General features: G+C 70.5%; 16 protein-coding genes. 11 read left to right on the top strand and 5 right to left on the bottom strand.

From position 1 onward, the window contains the following. Positions 1-17: 17 nt before the first annotated feature. From CEP17_RS02295 to hrpA, 3 genes are read left to right on the top strand one after another with little or no spacing between them, the layout of a single operon-like run. On the top strand, positions 18-371 hold the full coding sequence (locus tag CEP17_RS02295; protein ID WP_036315419.1) for a hypothetical protein: 354 nt from the start codon (positions 18-20) through the stop codon (positions 369-371). A 13-nt stretch (positions 372-384) separates the two neighbouring features. Next, on the top strand, positions 385-1011 hold the full coding sequence (locus CEP17_RS02290; protein WP_036315417.1) for a hypothetical protein: 627 nt from the start codon (positions 385-387) through the stop codon (positions 1009-1011). A 29-nt stretch (positions 1012-1040) separates the two neighbouring features. Beyond that, the gene (gene hrpA, locus CEP17_RS02285; RefSeq protein ID WP_112931113.1) at positions 1041-4991 is read left to right on the top strand and encodes an ATP-dependent RNA helicase HrpA; all 3951 of its coding nucleotides are present in this window, start codon (positions 1041-1043) and stop codon (positions 4989-4991) included. Between the two features lie 159 nt (positions 4992-5150). On the opposite strand, the gene CEP17_RS02280 is transcribed toward hrpA, so the two are convergent. Continuing rightward, positions 5151-6494, bottom strand: a complete 1344-nt coding sequence (locus CEP17_RS02280; protein ID WP_112931112.1) for a M20/M25/M40 family metallo-hydrolase — start codon at positions 6492-6494, stop codon at positions 5151-5153. A gap of 36 nt (positions 6495-6530) precedes the next feature. On the opposite strand from CEP17_RS02280, the gene CEP17_RS02275 reads away from it, so the two are divergent. Together CEP17_RS02275 and CEP17_RS02270 are read left to right on the top strand one after the other, a co-directional pair. Continuing rightward, the gene (locus tag CEP17_RS02275; RefSeq protein WP_112931111.1) at positions 6531-7547 is read left to right on the top strand and encodes a Gfo/Idh/MocA family oxidoreductase; all 1017 of its coding nucleotides are present in this window, start codon (positions 6531-6533) and stop codon (positions 7545-7547) included. Between the two features lies 1 nt (position 7548). Beyond that, the gene (locus CEP17_RS02270) at positions 7549-8454 is read left to right on the top strand and encodes an NYN domain-containing protein (RefSeq protein WP_112931110.1); all 906 of its coding nucleotides are present in this window, start codon (positions 7549-7551) and stop codon (positions 8452-8454) included. 27 nt (positions 8455-8481) lie between these two features. On the opposite strand, the gene CEP17_RS02265 is transcribed toward CEP17_RS02270, so the two are convergent. After that, positions 8482-10017, bottom strand: coding sequence for a CitMHS family transporter (locus CEP17_RS02265; RefSeq protein WP_036315962.1), 1536 nt, complete (start codon positions 10015-10017; stop codon positions 8482-8484). Between the two features lie 160 nt (positions 10018-10177). On the opposite strand from CEP17_RS02265, the gene CEP17_RS02260 reads away from it, so the two are divergent. The 3 genes from CEP17_RS02260 to CEP17_RS02250 all read left to right on the top strand — a co-directional run bounded on the left by CEP17_RS02260 (position 10178) and on the right by CEP17_RS02250 (position 14050). Continuing rightward, positions 10178-11875, top strand: a complete 1698-nt coding sequence (locus tag CEP17_RS02260; RefSeq protein WP_112931109.1) for a sensor histidine kinase — start codon at positions 10178-10180, stop codon at positions 11873-11875. Next, positions 11872-12528: a response regulator gene (locus tag CEP17_RS02255; protein ID WP_036315954.1), complete on the top strand. Its 657-nt coding sequence runs from the start codon at positions 11872-11874 to the stop codon at positions 12526-12528. Before CEP17_RS02260 ends, CEP17_RS02255 begins: the two co-directional genes overlap by 4 nt. A 139-nt stretch (positions 12529-12667) precedes the next feature. Next, on the top strand, positions 12668-14050 hold the full coding sequence (locus CEP17_RS02250) for an MFS transporter (protein ID WP_112931108.1): 1383 nt from the start codon (positions 12668-12670) through the stop codon (positions 14048-14050). Positions 14051-14103: 53 nt separating this feature from the next. Here CEP17_RS02250 and CEP17_RS02245 read toward each other — a convergent pair whose 3' ends face one another. Beyond that, complete coding sequence (locus CEP17_RS02245; RefSeq protein ID WP_112931107.1) at positions 14104-14484, bottom strand: hypothetical protein; 381 nt, start codon at positions 14482-14484, stop codon at positions 14104-14106. A gap of 35 nt (positions 14485-14519) precedes the next feature. On the opposite strand from CEP17_RS02245, the gene CEP17_RS02240 reads away from it, so the two are divergent. Then, on the top strand, positions 14520-15812 hold the full coding sequence (locus CEP17_RS02240; RefSeq protein WP_112931106.1) for a DUF4921 family protein: 1293 nt from the start codon (positions 14520-14522) through the stop codon (positions 15810-15812). Next, a complete protein-coding gene (locus CEP17_RS02235) occupies positions 15809-16936 on the top strand; it encodes a methyltransferase (RefSeq protein ID WP_112931105.1) in 1128 nt (375 codons plus the stop codon). The genes CEP17_RS02240 and CEP17_RS02235 overlap by 4 nt, the downstream gene beginning before the upstream one ends. Before the next feature lie 38 nt (positions 16937-16974). Here CEP17_RS02235 and CEP17_RS02230 read toward each other — a convergent pair whose 3' ends face one another. Next, positions 16975-17385, bottom strand: a complete 411-nt coding sequence (locus CEP17_RS02230) for a MarR family transcriptional regulator (RefSeq protein ID WP_036316571.1) — start codon at positions 17383-17385, stop codon at positions 16975-16977. Positions 17386-17494: 109 nt separating this feature from the next. Further along, the gene (locus CEP17_RS02225; protein ID WP_112931104.1) at positions 17495-17962 is read right to left on the bottom strand and encodes a DUF3817 domain-containing protein; all 468 of its coding nucleotides are present in this window, start codon (positions 17960-17962) and stop codon (positions 17495-17497) included. Positions 17963-18051: 89 nt separating this feature from the next. Between CEP17_RS02225 and CEP17_RS02220 the strand changes: the two genes are divergently transcribed. Next, complete coding sequence (locus CEP17_RS02220; protein WP_112931103.1) at positions 18052-18465, top strand: hypothetical protein; 414 nt, start codon at positions 18052-18054, stop codon at positions 18463-18465. Positions 18466-18531: the final 66 nt, after the last annotated feature.

The raw sequence follows: 18531 nt of genomic DNA, 5'->3' as shown, positions 1-18531 counted from the left end.
CCCCCTTGGAGAGTAGCGTGGACGCTTTTCAGCCCGTGTACGACGCGATCGCGACATCCGACCCGCGCGTCGAGCGCGCGAGCACCGTCACCACGAGCCTCTCGGGAGCCGCCCGCCAGCTCACGGTCGTCATCCGCATCACCGGGAGCGAGCCGGTCTCGACCCAGACGCTGACCGCCGTTCTGATCGCGGTGAGAGACTCCGCCCACGGCGATGCCGACATGCTCGATCTCGTCGCCCGAGACGCCTCCAACCCGAAGCAGATCCTCGATCTGTCCGACGCCATCCGAGGCCTGCCCTCTGGGCTGTCCACGGTCTGGATCGACGGCGGCCTCGTGGTGCCGATGAGCGATCTTGCCGCGCTCGGCTGACGCGCCGCGTTCCATGAGCACCACGCACGAGCCCGAGCTCGCCTTCCGGCTGCTCGGCACATGGTGGCAGGTCGCCCTCGACTCCGACGACGCCGCCCGCACATCGGCCGCGGAGGTCGCACGTGGCACGCTCGGCACTGCCGACGAGAACGCCACGCCGCGGCGCCGAATGCGCGACGACCTCGTCGAGGCCGCACGGGCCGCGCGCGAGGCGCACGGGCGGTTGCTGCTGCTGCAGACGGAGCTCGGCCCCGGGGAGCCGATGTCGGCGATGCTGACACTCTTCGACGACGACCGGTTCCGGATGAGCCCCGCCATCGGCACGAACCCCGAGCGCGTGCTCGCCGTGCTCGAAGAGTCCCTGCCGACGATCGCTCCCGAGATGGCGGGCACGGCGGTGCGGCGTCCGTTCGCGGACGGCGAGGTGGTCCGCGCGCATCGCATCGACGAGTCGGTCGAGGTCGAGAACGGCGAGGCTTTCACGCAGCGCCGCCTCGTCGCCCACTACTGGTACCCCGTCCCGGACTCGAAGAAGCTCGCTCTCGTGGTGCTCTCGAGCCCGCTCGGCGACATTCCGAACGTGCTGCTGACCTATTTCGACGCGATCGTGGAAGTGTCGGGGTTCCGCCCGAGCGCCTGATCGCCCCGAGCGCAATACGATGGAGGGCTATGCCTTCCCCCACGCCCGTGATCTCCTACCCGCCGGAGCTGCCCGTCAGCGCCGCGCGCGACGAGATCGCGCGCGCGATCCGGGATCATCAGGTCGTGATCGTGGCCGGCGCGACCGGGTCGGGCAAGACCACGCAGCTGCCGAAGATCTGCCTGGAGCTCGGGCGCACGAAGATCGCGCACACCCAGCCGCGACGCATCGCCGCGCGCACCATCGCGGAGCGCGTCGCCGAGGAGCTGCAGGTGCCGCTCGGCGGTGCTGTCGGCTACAAGGTGCGTTTCACCGATCAGGTGTCGGAGGACACCCAGATCGCGCTTGTGACCGACGGCATCCTCCTCAACGAGATCCACCGCGACCGCCTGCTGCGCCGCTATGACACGATCATCATCGACGAGGCCCACGAGCGATCGCTGAACATCGACTTCCTCCTCGGCTACCTCGCACGCATCCTGCCCGAGCGCCCCGATCTGAAGCTCGTCATCACCTCGGCGACGATCGATCCTGAGAGCTTCGCGAGACACTTCGCGGATGCCGGGGGCACACCCGCGCCGATCGTCGAGGTGTCCGGCCGCACCTACCCGGTCGAGATCCGCTACCGCCCGGGTGCGGCCGACTCCGACAGCCCGCGCGACGGCGACCGTGACGAGGTCGACACGCTGACGGCCGCTCTGCGGGAGCTCGACCGCGAAGCGAACGGCGATGTCCTCGTCTTCCTCCCCGGCGAGGCGGAGATCCGCGACGCGATGGATGCCGTCCGCGGCATGTACGCGAAGGATGCGCGCCCCACGGAGGTCCTCCCCCTCTACGGTCGGCTCTCCGCCGCCGAACAGCACCGCGTGTTCGAACCCTCGGCCGTTGCCGGCGTGCGTCGGCGCGTGATCCTGGCGACCAACGTTGCCGAGACGAGTCTCACGGTTCCCGGCATCCGCTACGTGATCGATGCGGGTACGGCCCGCATCTCACGCTACAGTGCACGCTCGAAGGTGCAGCGTCTGCCGATCGAGGCGGTGTCGCAGGCGTCGGCCCAGCAGCGTTCCGGACGAGCCGGGCGCACCTCGAACGGCATCGCGATCCGCCTCTACAGCGAGGACGACTTCCTCGCACGCCCGGAATACACCGAGCCCGAGATCCTCCGTACCTCCCTCGCGTCCGTCATCCTGCAGATGCTCGCGCTCGGCTTCGGCGACATCGAGGACTTCCCCTTCCTCACGAAGCCGGACAGCCGCGGGGTCAAAGCCGCGTTCGACCTGCTGACCGAGCTGCGGGCCGTCTCGCCGTCACGGCGGCTGACCTCCCTCGGCCGCGAGATCGCACGCCTGCCGATCGACCCCCGCTTCGCGCGGATGCTCATCGAGGCGCGTCGTCTGGAGGTGCTCCCCGACGTGCTCGCGATCGTCGCCGGACTGTCGATCCAGGACGTCCGCGAACGCCCGTCGGCCGAAGACCCCGCGGCGAGAGAGCAGGCCGACCGCCTCCACGCGCGCTTCGCCGATCCGACGAGCGACTTCCTCACCCTCCTCAACCTTTGGAACCACCTGCAGGAACAGCAGCGCGACCTCGGCTCCAGCGCCTTCCGACGCCTGTGCCGCAGCGAGTTCCTCAACTACGTGCGGGTGCGCGAGTGGGCCGACGTGCATCGGCAGCTGCGCCAGCTGATGGGCGCGAAGACCGGTTCGACCTCCGACGGCGCGGCGGCCGACCCCGCGCGCGTGCACCGGGCGATCCTGTCGGGTCTGCTCTCGCACATCGGCATCCTCGACACCCGCTCGCTGACACCGGCGAAGAAGGGCGCGGCGAAGGGCGGCGGAAACGACCGTCGCAAGCAGATCGCGACCTACCGCGGAGCGCGGGGCGCGAATTTCGCCATCTTCCCCGGATCGGGTCTGCGCAAGGCGAGCCCCGATGCGGTCATGGCGGCCGAGCTGGTCGAGACCTCGCGGCTGTTCGCCCGCACCGTGGCGGCGATCGATCCCGCGTGGGCCGAGGAGCTCGCCGGCGATCTCGCCCACCGTCAGCTCAGCGACCCGCACTGGTCGAAGGATGCCGGTGCCGCCGTCGCCGCCGAGAAAGTCACGCTCTTCGGGGTGGAGATCATCCCGCGCCGGCGCGTGCAGCTGGCCCGCATCGACCGTCCGCTCGCGCGGGAGCTGTTCATCCGGCACGCGCTCGTCGACGGCGACTGGAACAGCCAGCACCTCGACAAGCGTCTGACCGCATTCGAACGCCGCAACCTGGAGCTGCGGCGCCGCCTGGAGAAGGTGGAGGAGCGCGAACGCCGCCGCGACATCCTCGTCGGCGACGAGGCTGTCTTCACGTTCTACGACGCGCGCGTGCCGCACGACGTGTTCGATGTGCGCTCGTTCGAGACGTGGTGGCGCGAGGCCTCGCCGCGCTCACCGCGCCTTCTCGACTTGACCGAGGCCGACCTCCGCGATGACGCGTCGGGGGCGGATGAGCGCGCCTTCCCCGGTCGTTGGCAGCAGGGCGACCAGGTGCTCTCGCTTGCGTATCGTTTCGAACCCGGAAATCCCGAGGACGGCGTCAGCGTGGTCGTGCCGCTTCCGCTGCTGGCGGCGCTGCGCCCCGACGGTTTCGACTGGCAGGTGCCGGGATTGCGGGCGGAGCTGATGACGGCACTGTTGAAAGCGCTGCCGAAGGCGATCCGCCGGCACGTGGTGCCGGCCGCGGACTGGGCGGCGAAGCTCGGCGAGGACGTGGCGTCGGCCGGTCCTGAGCACCACGACGGATTGCCGCCCCAGACGCTGCGCAGCGCCCTGGCCGCCCGCATCCAGCGCGTGGCGAACCAGCCCGTGACGGCCGACGACTTCGACCTCGAGCGGGTGCCCGCGCACCTGCTGATGACGTTCCGGGCCGTCGATCACCGGGGACGCACCGTCGGCACCTCCCGCGACCTCGCCGACCTGCAGGGCCGCCTCGCCAGCCGCGCCCGCGAGCAGGTCGCCCGCACCCTCACGCGCGAGCAGCAACCCGCCGGGCGCGTCGCCCGCGCCTCGGGGATCTCGGAGTCCGGCATGCCGTCGGGCGACGGGGCGGCGACGGCATCCGCACCCGGCGCGCCGCAGATCGTCGAGCGCAGCGGCATTCTGACGTGGGACCTCGGCACACTCCCCGAGGTCGTCGACACGAAGGTCGCCGGCGGCGTCGTGCGGGGCTACCCCGCGCTCGTGGACGAGAAGTATGCCGTGGCGCTGCGCATCGAGTCCACACCCGAACGGGCCGCGCGCCTCACGCACGCGGGGGTCCGTCGCCTGCTGCTGCTCGCCGTGCCCTCGCCCAGCGCCTACGTGCTCGACCATCTGACCGCTGCGGAGAAACTCTCTCTCGCGGCGTCGCCGTACCCGTCCGCGAAGGCGCTCATCGAGGATGCGCGCGTGGCCGTCGCCGATGCGGTGATGGCGCGCGTCGCCCCGGGTGGCGTCCGCACACCCGAGCAGTTCGCCGTCGTCCGCGACGCGCTGTCGACGGCCGTGGTGGACGAGCTGTTCCAGGCGGTGTCGCTGACCGCACGCATCCTGACGCTGCAGCGCGACGTCGAGCGTGCCGTGAAGGCGCAGAACGCGATGACACTGCTCGCCGCACTCGGCGATGTCAAGGCGCAGCTGAGCGGGCTGATCTATCCCGGGTTCGTCTCGCGCACGGGCCTCGATCGGCTGCGTCATCTTCCGCGCTATCTGCAGGGCGCCCTGGAGCGGGTTCGGACCCTCGCCGACAATCCCGGCCGCGACCGCCAGCGTCTCACCGAGTTCGAACGCGCGGCTGCGCTCTACGCGGAGGCTGGCGGTGCGCTTCCCCTGGCGTCCGACGCTCCCGCTCCGATCGCACACGCGCGCTGGCTGCTCGAGGAGTATCGCGTGAGCGTGTTCGCCCAGGCGCTCGGCACCGCCGAGCCGGTCTCGCTCCCCCGCATCACGAAAGCGCTCTCCGCGTGACCCCACCCGCCGTGCGCGTCCCGATCCCCGCGGAGCGTGTCCCCATTCCCGCGGAGCGTGTCCCGGTCCCCGCGGAGCGTGTCCCGGTTCCCGCTGGGTGAGAGCGCGCCCAACAGCACAGAGTGGGACATGCAGCGGGAGAGGCGGGCGCCGAAAGCGTCAGCTGGCTCGGATGAGGGCGCGATAGAAGCGGATGCCGTTGCGCCACGACCCGACGCGGATGCGCTCGTTGTGGGCGTGCAGCGCGTCGCGCTCGGCCCGCGTGAGGTGGAAGGGCGTGAAGCGGTAGACGTGCGAGCTGATCGCCGTGAACCAGCGACTGTCGCTCGCCCCGAGTTGGATGTACGGCGTGGTCACGACCTCGGCTCCGAGGGCGTCGTGAACCGCGGTCGCGATGCGCTGCCACGGCTCACCGCGCCAAGGTGACACCGGCGACGGATCCGACCCGTGGCGCACCTCGATCTCGACGGCGGGGTCGGCCACGACGCGGCGGATCCGCGCGGTCGCCGAGGCGACGGTGTCGCCGGTGAGCAGGCGGATGTTGATCGAGGCACGAGCCGTGGTCGCCAGCACGTTCTCGCCCGGAGCCCCCGACAGCTCGGTGGCGACGGCGGTCGTCCGCACCATCGCGTTCAGTTCCGGTCCGAGGCGCGCGAACACCCGTGCGGCCAACGGGGCCACCGCGGCGAGGTGCGAGAAGAGAGTGCGAAGCGGCTGTGAGGTGTGGGGGGCCAGTGTCGCGAACAGGGCGCGCACCGGCGGGACGATGCGGGCCGGGAACGGATGGCGCTGCACGCGGTCGATGGCGCGGGCGAGCCGCGCGGTGGCGGGGAAGGCGGGCGGCGTGGACGCATGGCCTCCCCCCTCGCGCGCGGTCAGCCGCAGCGTCAGGACGCCCCGCTCGGCGACGCCGACCATCGCCGTCGGCACCGCGACCCCCGGCACCGCACCGTCCACGACCGCGCCGCCTTCATCGAGCACCAGACCCGGCGTGACCCCGCGTTCGCGCAGCAGCGCCACGATCGCGCGCGCGCCGCCGCCGGCCGTCTCCTCGTTGTGGCCGAAGGCGAGGTAGACATCGCGCGTCGGCGCGTAGCCCTCCGCGGCGAGTTCCTCCACCGCCTCCATGATCGCCACGAGGGCGCCCTTGTCGTCGATGGCGCCGCGCGCGTGGATCTCGGCATCGACACCTTCACCGACCACCTCGGCCCCGAACGGCGGGTGGTCCCATTCCTCTTCGACGACGGGGACGACGTCCATGTGGGCCATGAGCACGAGCGGATCCGCCGCGCTCTGCCGGCCGGACCAGCGGAACAGCACGGAGTAGCCGTCGACGACCTCACGCTCGAGAGCGGCATGCGCGGTCGGATACAGACGCGCCAGCGTGTCGATGAAGCGCGTGAACGCATCCGCGTCCACGAGACTCTCGTCCGCGTGCGAGACGGTCGGAATCTGCAGCAGCTCACGGAATCGGGCGATCGACGCCTCGGTGTCGGCACTCACGGCTCGAGCCTACGCGCGCGCGGCTAGGCTCGTCGCATGACCGACAACGCCCCCGGCACGAGTGTGCCGACCGCGCCCATCCGCTGGGGAATCCTCGCCACGGGCGGCATCGCCCACGCCTTCACGAAGGATCTGCGGACGGCGGGGCTCACCGTCACCGCCGTCGGATCGCGCCGCCCGGAGTCGGCGCGTGCGTTCGCCGCCGCGTACGACATCCCTCACGCGCACGGGTCGTACGAAGAGCTCGTCGCCGACCCCGACGTCGATATCGTGTACGTCGCTTCCCCGCACAGTCATCACCGAGAGCACGCGATCCTCGCCCTGGAGGCCGGCAAGCACGTTCTCATCGAGAAGGCCGTGACCCTGGATGCCGACGAGGCCATCGCGATCCGTGACATCGCCGCGGGGCGCGGGCTGTTGGCGATGGAGGCGATGTGGACCCGGTACCTGCCGCACATGATCCGCATCCGCGAACTCATCGCCGACGGCGCCCTGGGCGAGCTGCGCACGGTCATCGCCGACCACACGCAGTCGCTGCCCACCGATCCGGCGCATCGGCTGAACGCTCTCGGACTGGGCGGCGGTGCCCTCTTGGACCTCGGCATCTACCCCGTCTCCTTCGCGTGGGACGTGCTCGGACCGATGACCGACATCCGCGCGGTGGGCCGCCTCGGCGACACCGGAGCAGACACCGAGGTCGCGATCGCCGCCGTCCACGCGGGCGGTGCCATCTCGTCGATCGCGACGAGCTCGCGCGCCGCCGGTCCGAACACCGCCCACGTGATCGGCACGAACGCCCGGATCGACATCGATCGCGTCTGGTACGAGCCCACCTCCTTCCGGGTCACCGCGACCGACGGCACCCTGATCGAGGAGTACCGCAGCGAGGTCGACGGCCGCGGCATGCAGTTCCAGGCCCTCGCCGCCGAGCGCCTGCTGCGCTCCGGTCGCACCGACAGCGACCTGCTGCCGTTCGCGGAGTCGATCGCGATCATGCACGCGCTCGACGACGTGCGGGGCCAGCTCGGCGTGACCTACCCGAAGGAGCGCTGACATGGTCGAGCTGCAGGGCAACCGCGTCGCCGTCTACCTCGACTTCGACAACATCGTCATGAGTTGGTACGACCGCGTGCACGGGCGCAATTCCTACGCCGCCGACCGCCAGAAGATCATCGCCGACCCCGATGCCCCCGAGATCGCCCAGCGCCTGAAGGAGGCCACGATCGATGTCGGGGCGATCATCGACTACGCGGCGTCCTTCGGCACTCTCGTGCTCACGCGTGCCTACGCCGACTGGTCGTCGCCGGTCAACGCGTTGTACCGTTCGCAGCTGGTCGCGCGCGCCGTCGACCTCGTGCAGCTGTTCCCCGCGGCAGCCTACGCGAAGAACGGTGCCGACATCCGTCTGGCCGTCGACACCGTCGAGGACATGTTCCGCCTGCCCGACCTCACCCACGTCGTGATCGTCGCCGGCGACAGCGACTACGTGCCGCTCGCGCAGCGGTGCAAGCGTCTGGGTCGCGTCGTGGTGGGTGTCGGCGTGGCCGGCTCGACGGCCAAGTCGCTCGCGGCCGCATGCGATCAGTTCGACTCGTACGATTCGCTGCCCGGAGTGGTGCTGCCGGCGTCCGCCGCGACCCAGAAGAAGGCGGATGCCGCCGCCACGGCGGGCCCGTCATCGTCGCGTCGACGCAAGAAGACCGAGGACCCGACGGCGGAGCTTCTGCGGCGTGCCCTGCGCCTGGAGCAGGAGCGCACCGACGACGAGTGGGTGCACCTCTCGGCGGTGAAGAACCTGCTCAAGCGCATGGATCCGTCCTTCAGCGAGAAGGCCCTGGGCCACCGGTCCTTCTCCGACTTCGTCAAGGCCTACCCCGGCGTCGCCGACATCGACGAGACGACGAACATCGTGCGCGTGCGTCCGCACTCCAGCGACGACGGCGCGGCCGACGGGAGCTGATGCCCGTCGACCGCGCAGCAACCGCCCTCAGGCGGCGAGCGGGATCACGCCCACCAGAACGCCGACGGCGAGCATCGCCAATGAGACCAGCGCGGCCCGCCACAGCACCTTCTTGTGGTGATCGCCGAGGTTGACGTTCGCCAGCGACACCAGCAGCAGGATCGCGGGAACGAGCGGGCTCTGCAGATGGACGGGCTGCCCGGTGATGGAGGCGCGTGCCATCTCGACGGGCGCGATGCCGAAGTGCGAGGCACTTTCGGCCAGCACCGGCAGGATGCCGAAGTAGAACGCATCGTTCGACATGAAGAACGTGAACGGGATCGACAGCACGCCCGTGATGACCGCAAGGAAGGGGCCCATCTCGGCGGGGATCACCGCGGTGATCCACGACGCCATCGCCGTCACCATCCCGGTGCCGTTGAGGACGCCGACCAGCACACCCGCGGCGAGGACCATCGATACGACCCCGACGATCGAGGGCGCGTGGGCGACGATCTCGTCGGCTTGGCCCTTGAGCTTCGGGAAGTTGACGATCAGCGCGATCGCCGCACCGACCATGAAGACGAACGCCAGCGGGAACAGGTCGAGCACCAGCAGCACCATGACGACGACGGTCAGCGCGAGGTTGAACCAGATCAGACGCGGGCGCAGCGTGGGCCGGTTCGGGTCGAGCATGGTGTCGGCCATGGCGGTGTCGGCGGCATCCACCAGCGCGGTGGCGGCGACCGCACCGCGGGCTCCCCGCACGGTGACGATGTTGCCGGTGCGCAGCGTCGCGGCAGCACCGGGCTTCGGCTCGGCGCCGCGGAACAGTCGGGGCGCGCCGAAGATGCCGTCGCCGCGGGTCGACTCGATGCGGGTGGTGTCGATCGACCCGGCGAGACGGCGACGCTCGCCGAGCCCGAGGAACCAGGCGAAGCCCAACGAGATCACCAGACCCGTCGCGAGCGACGGGAGCATGGGCACGAAGATGTCCGTCGGCTGCAGCGAAAGGGCGGATGCCGCGCGCACGGTGGGACCGCCCCACGGCACGATGTTGAGCGTGCCGTTCATGAGTCCGGCGACACACGTGAGCACCACGGGGCTCATGCCGAGACGCAGATAGATCGGCAGCATCGCCGAGGTCGTGATGATGAACGTCGTCGAGCCGTCACCGTCCAGCGACACCGCACCGGCGAGCAGCGCGGTGCCCAGCACCACCTTCGCGGGGTCGTCGCCGAGCACGCGGGTGATCAGACGGATGAGCGGGTCGAACAGGCCGACGTCGATCATGATCCCGAAGTACATGATCGCGAACATGAGCAGGGCGGCGGTGGGTGCCATGGACTTGATCGCGTCGATGACCATGTCGCCCAGACCGAAGCCGGCGCCGGCGAACAGGCCGAAGATCGTCGGCACCACGATCAAGGCGACCATGGGGGTCAGTCGGCGCGTCATGATCAGCGCCATGAACGTGAGCACCATCGTGAACCCGAGCACGACCAGCACGCCGTCCGACGGCGTGAACGCCAGGTCGTAGCCCTCGTCGGCCGCGGCCGCGAGTGACGTGAGAACAGGGGGCATCTCGACTCCTTCGTCTGCGGTCGACGCGCCTCGTCGACCGGATTCCGCGACTCTAGGGATCTCGCCCCGCCCGCGCGCGCTATCTCTCATTGCGTGGACTTCTGCGCGCAACGCGAGTTCAGCGCATTATGCTCACCAGATGAGGTTCGCGACGCGGGTGATGCTCGTGCAACTGACCACGGTGATCGCGGTCGTCGCCGTGTGCGTTCTCGTCTTTGTACTTCTGGGCGTCCAGCAGCTGCGGGCAGCGGCCGAGACCTCCGCGCTGAACATCGCCCGCACGATCGCCGTCGACCCGCAGGTGCGCGCCGAGGTCACCGAGATCAGCGCCGATCCCGGCACACCCCGCGGCGCGGATCTGTCGGGCGGTCCGCTGCAGGAACTGGCCGCCGATGTCACCGCGCACACCGGCACCCTCTTCGTCGTGATCACCGACGACCACGGCATCCGTCTGGCGCATCCCGATCCCGCGCTGCTCGGCCGGCCCGTCAGCACCGACTTCCGCGAGGTGCTCGCCGGCAACGAGGTCGTGACATGGCAGCAGGGCACGCTCGGCGTCTCGGCGCGTGCGAAGGTGCCCATCTGGCCCCCGGGCGCCGACGGCACCCACCCCGCGGGTGCCGCCCCGGTCGGCGAGGTGAGCGTGGGCTTCGAACCCTCCAGCGTGTTCGACGACCTGCCGGCGCTGCTCGGCGGCATCGCCGCAGCGGCCGGCGCCGGCGTGCTGCTGGCAGCGATCGCCGCGATCGTGCTGCGACGACGGTGGGAGCGGCTCACGCTGGGTCTGCAGCCGGAAGAGCTCGTCGCCCTGGTGCAGAACCAGGCCGCCGTCCTCGACGGCGTCGGCGACGGGGTCGTGGCGCTGGACGACCGCGGCGTCGTGCGCCTCTGCAACGATGCGGCGCGGCGGATGCTGCAACTCGGCGACCCCTCGGGCACGACGTTGGAGCAGCTGGGCGTCGCCCCCGCGATCGTCACCGCGGCTCGAGACGGCACCGCGAGTGAGGCGGTGGTCGTGGGCGACCGGGTGCTCTATGCCGACGCGCAGCCCGTGCGTCACGCCGGGCGGAACCTCGGCACCGTGCTGATCGTCCGCGATCGCACGGACGTCGCTGCGCTCAGCGAACGGCTGGACACCGTGCGGGCCATGACCGGGGCACTGCGTGTGCAGCGGCATGAGTTCGCGAACCGCCTTCACGTCGCCGTCGGCATGCTCGACGCCGACCGCCCGGGCGAGGCTCGCGAGTTCCTCGGCGAGCAGCTGCATCGCGGGCCCGTCGACTACCCGGTCGAGAACATCGATCGCATCGGCGACGGCCTGCTGCACGCCCTCATCGGCGCGCACGGTCTCGAGGCGGGAGAGCGCGGCGTACGGGTCTCCGTCGACCCGGAGTCGCTGCTGTTGGCGCACCTGGTCGAGGTGGAGGATGTGGCCGCCGTGCTCGGCAACCTCGTCGACAACGCGATCCGAGCCGCTGTCGAAGGGCCTGCGCCGCGCCGCGTCGAGATCGGATGCTTCGGCGACGGGCACGATCTGGTCCTCACCGTCGCCGACTCCGGCGCCGGTGTGGACGCCGGTGTGGACGCCGAAGCGGATCTCTTCTCGCGCGGGCGTCGACCCGCTCCCGAAACCGACCGGGTGCACGGACTCGGCGTCGGCCTTCCCTTGTCGCGCGAGCTGGCGCGCCGCCGTGGGGGCGACGTCTGGCTCATCGAGGCCGCGGGGACGTCCGCGCTCACGGGGGCGGTGTTCGGTGCCCGGTTGTGCGGCGTTCTGGGAGATGCCCTCGGTGGTGGCTCCTCCGACGCCGGGCCCGTACCCGATCGATTCATCGACCGAAGGGATCCCCCCTCATGACCACTCCCCTTCGCGTCCTCGTCGTCGACGACGACTTCCGCGTCGCCGGGCTGCATCGCGAGATCGTGGCCGAGCGCCCCGGCTACCACGCCCTCGCACCGGTGCGCACGCTCGCCGACGCGACCGCCGCCGTCCGCACAGAACGCCCCGATCTTCTGCTCGTCGACGCGTACCTGCCCGACGGCGACGGGATCGCATTCGTCCGCGAGAACCCGATCGACGCCTTCGTGCTCTCGGCCGCGACCGACGCGCTGACGGTGCGCCGCGCCCTGCGCGCCGGAGCGCTCGGCTACCTCGTGAAGCCGTTCGAGCGGCGCGCCCTCGTGGAGGTCCTCGATCGCTACGCGCGCTTTCGCAACGTGCTCGACGAGGAGCGCAGCGTGTCGCAGGACGAGATCGATCGAGCGCTCGGCATCCTGCACGCGGGCGGCGACACGTCGTCAGTGTCACGATCGGCGACCGAGCGGGTGATCCTGGGCGCGCTCGGCGACGACGAGTCCTCGGCGGCGGAGATCGCCGACCGGGCGGGTGTCTCGCGCGCCACTGCGCAGCGCCACCTCGCGACGTTGGCGACCCGCGGGATCGTGGACGTGCGTTTGCGCTACGGCACCACGGGGCGCCCCGAGCACCGGTACGTGCGTCGACGCGCATAGCGGAGCCTGCGTGCGCCCGTCGGTGCACGCGTGCACAGGCACTGTGCAGCGCTGAACCTTGTACCTGAATCACTTTTCAGGTAGCGTCCACGGCGCGGCATCCCTCGTCGCATCGCGCTCTACAAGGAGGTATCAGCGCATGGTTTCAGCGACCGCTTCGCACCGCACGCCCCCGCAGTCCGGTCTCCGCCGCGTCGTCAGCGCCTCGATGGCCGGCACGATCGTCGAGTGGTACGAGTTCTTCCTCTACGCCACCGCGGCCACGCTCGTGTTCAACCTGATCATGTTCCCGCCGTCCGACGATCCGTATGCGGGCATCATCGCGGCATTCGTCACGTATGCGGTCGGGTTCGTCGCCCGCCCCCTCGGCGGCATCGTCTTCGGTCACTTCGGCGACAAGTACGGTCGCAAGAAGCTGCTGCAGCTGGCCATCGTCCTCGTCGGGGTGGCGACCTTCCTCATGGGGTGCCTGCCGACCTTCCAGCAGGTGGGCTACTGGGCACCGGCGCTGCTGGTGCTGCTGCGCTTCGCCCAGGGCTTCGCCGTCGGTGGCGAATGGGGCGGCGGCGTGCTGCTGGTGGCCGAGCACTCCCCCGACAGGACCCGCGGCTTCTGGGCATCGTTTCCCCAGGCGGCCGTGCCGATCGGCAACCTCGTCGCGACTGTCGTGCTGCTCGTGCTCAGCCGCACCCTCTCCGCCGAGGCGTTCCTCGCCTGGGGCTGGCGCGTCGGCTTCTGGCTGTCGGTGGTGATCGTGGCGATCGGCTACTACATCCGCACCAAGATCAGCGATGCGCCGATCTTCCTGGAGGCGCAGAAAGAGGCGGAGGAGCAGAAGCACGATCGCTACGGCGTGTTCGAGGTCGTCCGCCGCTACCCGCGCGGCGTGCTCACCGCGATGGGTCTGCGCTTCGCGGAGAACATCATGTACTACCTCGTGGTCACCTTCTCGATCACGTACCTGAAGATCGCGTTGGACGTGAACACCGCCGAGATCCTCGGCATGCTGGTGATCGCGCACATCGTCCACATGATCGTCATCCCGCTGGTCGGGGCTCTCGCCGACCGCATCGGCCGAAAGCCGGTGTACGCGATCGGCACGGTCGGAGCAGCGGCGTGGGGCTTCATCGCCTTTCCCATGTTCAACACGAAAGAGCCCGCGATCATCATCCTGGCGATCTGCCTGGGCCTGGTGATCCACTCGTTCATGTACGCGCCCCAGCCGGCGATCATGTCGGAGATGTTCCCGACGCGCATGCGCTACTCGGGCGTCTCGCTCGGCTACCAGGTGACGTCCATCGTCGCCGGCTCACTCGCGCCGATCATCGCGACAGCGCTGCTGTCGGCCTCGGGCAGTTACATCCCCGTCGCGCTGTATCTGGCGGTCGCCGCCGCCATCACCCTGATCGCCGTCGTCTCGATGCGCGAGACCAAGGGCAGCTCCCTGCACGATCTCGACCGCGTGGATCGCGAACGCCTGGTCGCCGAGACGGGCACGGTGCGGATGCCCGCCACGCGCTGAGCACGTGAAAGGGAGGGGTGGATGCCGTGGCATCCACCCCTCCCTCTGTCGTCTCAATCTCGGGTCGCGAGCAGGGCCCAGGCGACCAGCAGCGGCTGGAAGAGCAGGCGCGTCAGGCGAGCAGCGTCGCTGTCCAGGCCGAAGGCCGGGCGCCGATCCATGGCCTGCGCGAGGTTGCCGGGGAAGATCGCGATGAAGAACGCGGCGAGGAGGGAACCGACGCGCCTGCGCTCCGTCGGCAGCACGATCAGAGCAGCTCCGAGCATGATCTCCACCGCGCCGGACGCGACCACCACGCCGTCCTTGTCGATCGGCAGGACATCGGTGACGAGGTCGGGGACCTGCGCCTGGAACTCCCGACGAGCCCAGAACAGGTGGGACAGGCCGGCGAACATCATGCCAGCGGCCAAGAGCCATCGCGCGAAGGTCTTCATGAGGCCAGTATGCCCCGCCTCGATAGGCTGGAGGCATGAGCGACGGAGCACCACGAGCGATCCGGCGCCTGCCCGACGGCACCGTCAAGCAGATCGGCCCCCTCACCGGCACGCGGGTCTGGACGGTTCCGGGTCGGGCGAACCGCCCCCTCAGCGCACCCCGCGAGGATGTGCACCATCTCGGGCCCGGCGAGGACCGTCGTCTGTGTGCGTTCTGCGTGGATCGCTACCTCGAGACGACGCCCGAGAAGGCCCGACTGATCGGCCCGCGCTTCGAGGAGGTTCGCCGGGTGCCGGCCCACGCGCTGAACGACTCCGTCGCCGAGTTCCGCCGCTTCGGCAACCTGTTCGAGATCGTGTCGGCGGAGTACTGGCGAGAGAACCACGGCTACCGGCAACCGACCGGCATCGTGCAGTGGGCCGAGGAGTATCTGTCCGATCCCGTGGGACGCGTGCACATGGAGAAGCTCGCCGAGATCCGCGCCCGCGCGGCCGGTGCCGAAACCAGCCTCGAAGAGGCGGCGTTGGACCTGCTCGGCGGCTCCCACGACGTGGTCGTCGCCCGTCGTCATGTGGTTGACGGTGCGAGCACGGATGCCGAGCTGGCGTCGGCGGGAACGCTGAGCCCCGACGAGCATGCGGCCTACGTCGCCTTCACCGTGCAGGCACTGGCCGAGATCCAGGCCGCGCAGCCGAACGCCGCGTACGTGAGCGTCTTCCAGAACTGGCTGCGTCCGGCGGGCGCCTCGTTCGAGCACCTGCACAAGCAGCTCGTCGCGATCGATGATCACGGGCCGCAGGTCGATCACGAGCTGCGCCTGCTGTCCCACGACCGTGGGCTGTACCAGCATGAGATCGCCGATCTCGCGGTGTCGGAGGGTCTCGTCGTCGCGGCGACGGACGGCGCCGTCGCCTTCGCGGGCGTCGGGCACCGCTACCCGGCGTTCGAGATCTTCTCGACGTCGGCGGCGAACCTGCCGCAGGAGCACACGGACGCCGAGACCCGCGCCGTGTCCGACCTGCTGCACGCGCTGCACGCCGCGACCGGAGTGCACGTGCCGACCAACGAAGAGTGGCACTATCGTCCGCCGGGCGCGCCGTGGCCCATGCCCTGGCGAGTGGTGCTCAAGTGGCGCATCTCCACCCCGGCCGGCTTCGAAGGCGGCACGAAGATCTACGTCAACACGATCGATCCGTGGGAGCTGCGCCGGCGCACCGTGGCGGGATTGCAGGAGCTGCGCAAGGCGGGACGGCTCGCCGACGGCATCCGCATCGGCGATGAGTGCACACCAGCCGACGCGGTCCTGCGATACGCGGAGGGGTCGTGACCCTGCCGTTCGAGCGGCTTCGGCGCGCGCCCGACGTCGAGGGCGAGGGTCTCGGTGCGGTGGATGCCGCAGACCGCCTGATCCTCGACGAGTCGGCCGCTGTGCGCACCGGCGCCCGCGCCGGTGAGATCGCCGTCGTCGGCGACGCCTACGGCGCCCTCGCCCTCGGAGCGGCCCACGACGGCGCCTCCGCGGTGCGCGTGCACCAGGACGCCGTCCTGGGTGAGAGGGCGCTGCTCTCCAACGCCGTCACGCTGGGACTGGCCGAGCAGATCTCCTCCGGCCCCCTGGACGCGGCTCTGGTCGCCGGCGCGCGCGTCGTGCTGATGCGCCTGCCGCGCTCTCTGGACGCGCTGCGCGATGTCGCCGGACTGATCGCGGCGCACGCGAGATCCGATGTCACCGTGGTGGCCGGGGGCCGCATCAAGCACATGAGCGTCGCGATGAACGACGTGCTGCGCGCGTTCTTCACGACGGTCGATGTCACTCACGCCCGCCAGAAGTCTCGGGCGCTGATCGCCCGAGGCCCGCACGACGGTCGCGACCCGGTGCCCGCCGCCGCGCGCGTCGACGACGTGGAGGTGCGCGCCTTCGGCGGGGTCTTCGCGGGCGCTCGCCTGGACATCGGGACGCGGGCGCTGCTGAGCGCGCTCGACGCCGCACCCCGCTCTCCCGGGGGCGGCACTGCCGAGGACCCTTGGATCGATCTCGCCTGCGGCACCGGCATCGTGGGCGCGTGGCTCGCGCGGCGGCATCCGTCCGCGCACGTGTACGCGAGCGATCAGTCGGCAGCGGCGGTTGCCTCGGCTACGGCGACCGTGGCAGCGAACGCACTGAGCGATCGAGTCCGCGTCGCGCGCGCGGACGGTCTGGAGGAACGCGCCGCCGCGAGCGCGTCGTTCATCGCCCTGAATCCCCCGTTTCATTCCGGTGCCGCACTGACCACGACGATCGCGGCGCGCCTGTTCGCCGACGCCGCACGGGTTCTCGCGCCCGGCGGGCAGCTGTGGTGCGTGTGGAACTCGCCGCTTCGATATCGCGCCACGCTCGAGCGCGTGGTGGGGCCGACGCATCAGGTCTCCCGCGATCCGAAGTTCACGGTGACGGTGTCGACGAAGCGGTGAGCCGGCCCCGCCCCGAGCCTCGCCTGCCCGCCGTGTGCTCAGACGATGCCGGCGCGGATGCCGTCCAGCGAATCGGCGACCTTGGGAAGGCGCTGGGCGAGGACGTCGTCGAGCTCGAAGAGGCGCTGTCGGGCATCCTGCAGCACGCGCGCTCCCTTCGTGGTGACATGCAGATCGCTGGCGGCGCCGGCATGGGCCGTGGCATCCTGCACGAGGCCGTCGTCGACGAGCGTGCGCACGGCGGTATGGGCGGACTGCACCGTGATGTGCGAGCGGCGGGCCAGCTCGGAGAACGAGATGCCGGGCTCGGCGTAGATGTGACCGAGGAGACCGAACTTGCGGGTGCTGATGCCGAGGTCTTTGAGGATCGACGCCAGCTGCTCCTCCCACATCGCCGACACCGCGAGCAGCGCGATGACGGGGCTGAAGCGGGGACCATCCTGAGTCATGCGGTCCATGCTATCGATGCGCTGTGCCGCGCACGGGTCGCCGTCCCGTGACTTCTCCAGCTGACGGGCTGACGCCACCGCTCGCCGGGCGCTGACCTCGGCGCCGGGATCAGGCCTTCGCACCACCGGGAGGGCCGAGGATCAGCAGCACGGCGAAGATCGCGGCGACGGCCACGAGAATGCCGACGAACAGCAGCCAGGGGCGGCGCAGGAACCAGGCCAACGGGCCGTCGTACCACCGCGCGTCCGCCGCATCGGCAGCAGCCTCGACGCGCCACGCACCGGCGAGCAGGCCGCGACGGTGCACCCAGAGCTCGACCGGAATGGTGGCGTAGGGCACGATCGCCGAGATCAGCGCGACGGTGGTCGGCCCCGCGGGCCATCGGTTGTTGAGAGCGACCAGAACGACCGTGGCGCCGTACGAGAGGAACACGAAACCGTGGATGCCGCCCCCGATCGTGACCGCGGGCGCCCACCCGGTCGTCGCCCGGACGAGGAGACCGGCGATGAGCAGCGTCCACGACACCGCCTCCGCGAACGCGAGAGTGCGAAACAGAGACAGGGGGGTGCGAAGCATTCCTTCAGCATAACTGAAGGAATGCTTCGCGCCTGAGCACTTCCTGTGAGCACCGGGCGCCACTGCGCGCGGTGCCTAGGGTGTCGCGTATGACACGTCGCTTTCCGCTGGCGGCGGCCGCGCTGCTGACGACCGGACTGCTGGGAGGCTGTGGGCCGATGGTTCCGGTGTGCCCTGCCATCGGATTCGTCAATCCCGGGCCCGTCACGATCGAGGTCGCCTCCGCCCTGACCGTCGGCGAGGTGGCCGCGTGCTTCGGCGACGGCTGCGCCCCCACGCGCCTCCCCCTCGGCCGCGACGGCCGCGGACGGATGCCGCTGGCACCGCCGTATCTCGCCGACACGAGCGTCGTCAGCATCGAGCCCGGCACGACGGTGCGCGTGGTGATCACCGATGCCACCGGCACCGTCACGCGTGATGTCCGCGCGGAGATCCCCTACAGGTCGGAGGGCGGCGGCCCGTGTCCGGGACCGGTGAGCTTCGACGCTGTCGTCATCTCCTGACCGTCCGCGGCGAGCGAAGACCCTCGACGCCGCGACGCCCCCGCGCCGGCTCATCGAGCACGGTTC

This window comes from Microbacterium sp. PM5 (genome assembly GCF_003293595.1).
GTDB lineage: Bacteria > Actinomycetota > Actinomycetes > Actinomycetales > Microbacteriaceae > Microbacterium.
This window is presented reverse-complemented; position numbering and strand designations above follow the sequence as displayed.

Excerpts from the sequence above, each read along its gene's own strand:
- CEP17_RS02250 (WP_112931108.1), top strand. The coding sequence starts at position 12,668 with ATGGTTTCAGCGACCGCTTCGCACCGCACGCCCCCGCAGTCCGGTCTC.
- CEP17_RS02255 (WP_036315954.1), top strand. The coding sequence starts at position 11,872 with ATGACCACTCCCCTTCGCGTCCTCGTCGTCGACGACGACTTCCGCGTC.
- hrpA (WP_112931113.1), top strand. The coding sequence starts at position 1,041 with ATGCCTTCCCCCACGCCCGTGATCTCCTACCCGCCGGAGCTGCCCGTC.
- CEP17_RS02230 (WP_036316571.1), bottom strand. The coding sequence starts at position 17,385 with ATGACTCAGGATGGTCCCCGCTTCAGCCCCGTCATCGCGCTGCTCGCG.
- CEP17_RS02275 (WP_112931111.1), top strand. The coding sequence starts at position 6,531 with ATGACCGACAACGCCCCCGGCACGAGTGTGCCGACCGCGCCCATCCGC.
- CEP17_RS02225 (WP_112931104.1), bottom strand. The coding sequence starts at position 17,962 with ATGCTTCGCACCCCCCTGTCTCTGTTTCGCACTCTCGCGTTCGCGGAG.
- CEP17_RS02240 (WP_112931106.1), top strand. The coding sequence starts at position 14,520 with ATGAGCGACGGAGCACCACGAGCGATCCGGCGCCTGCCCGACGGCACC.
- CEP17_RS02260 (WP_112931109.1), top strand. The coding sequence starts at position 10,178 with ATGCTCGTGCAACTGACCACGGTGATCGCGGTCGTCGCCGTGTGCGTT.
- CEP17_RS02270 (WP_112931110.1), top strand. The coding sequence starts at position 7,549 with ATGGTCGAGCTGCAGGGCAACCGCGTCGCCGTCTACCTCGACTTCGAC.
- CEP17_RS02290 (WP_036315417.1), top strand. The coding sequence starts at position 385 with ATGAGCACCACGCACGAGCCCGAGCTCGCCTTCCGGCTGCTCGGCACA.
- CEP17_RS02220 (WP_112931103.1), top strand. The coding sequence starts at position 18,052 with ATGACACGTCGCTTTCCGCTGGCGGCGGCCGCGCTGCTGACGACCGGA.
- CEP17_RS02245 (WP_112931107.1), bottom strand. The coding sequence starts at position 14,484 with ATGAAGACCTTCGCGCGATGGCTCTTGGCCGCTGGCATGATGTTCGCC.
- CEP17_RS02265 (WP_036315962.1), bottom strand. The coding sequence starts at position 10,017 with ATGCCCCCTGTTCTCACGTCACTCGCGGCCGCGGCCGACGAGGGCTAC.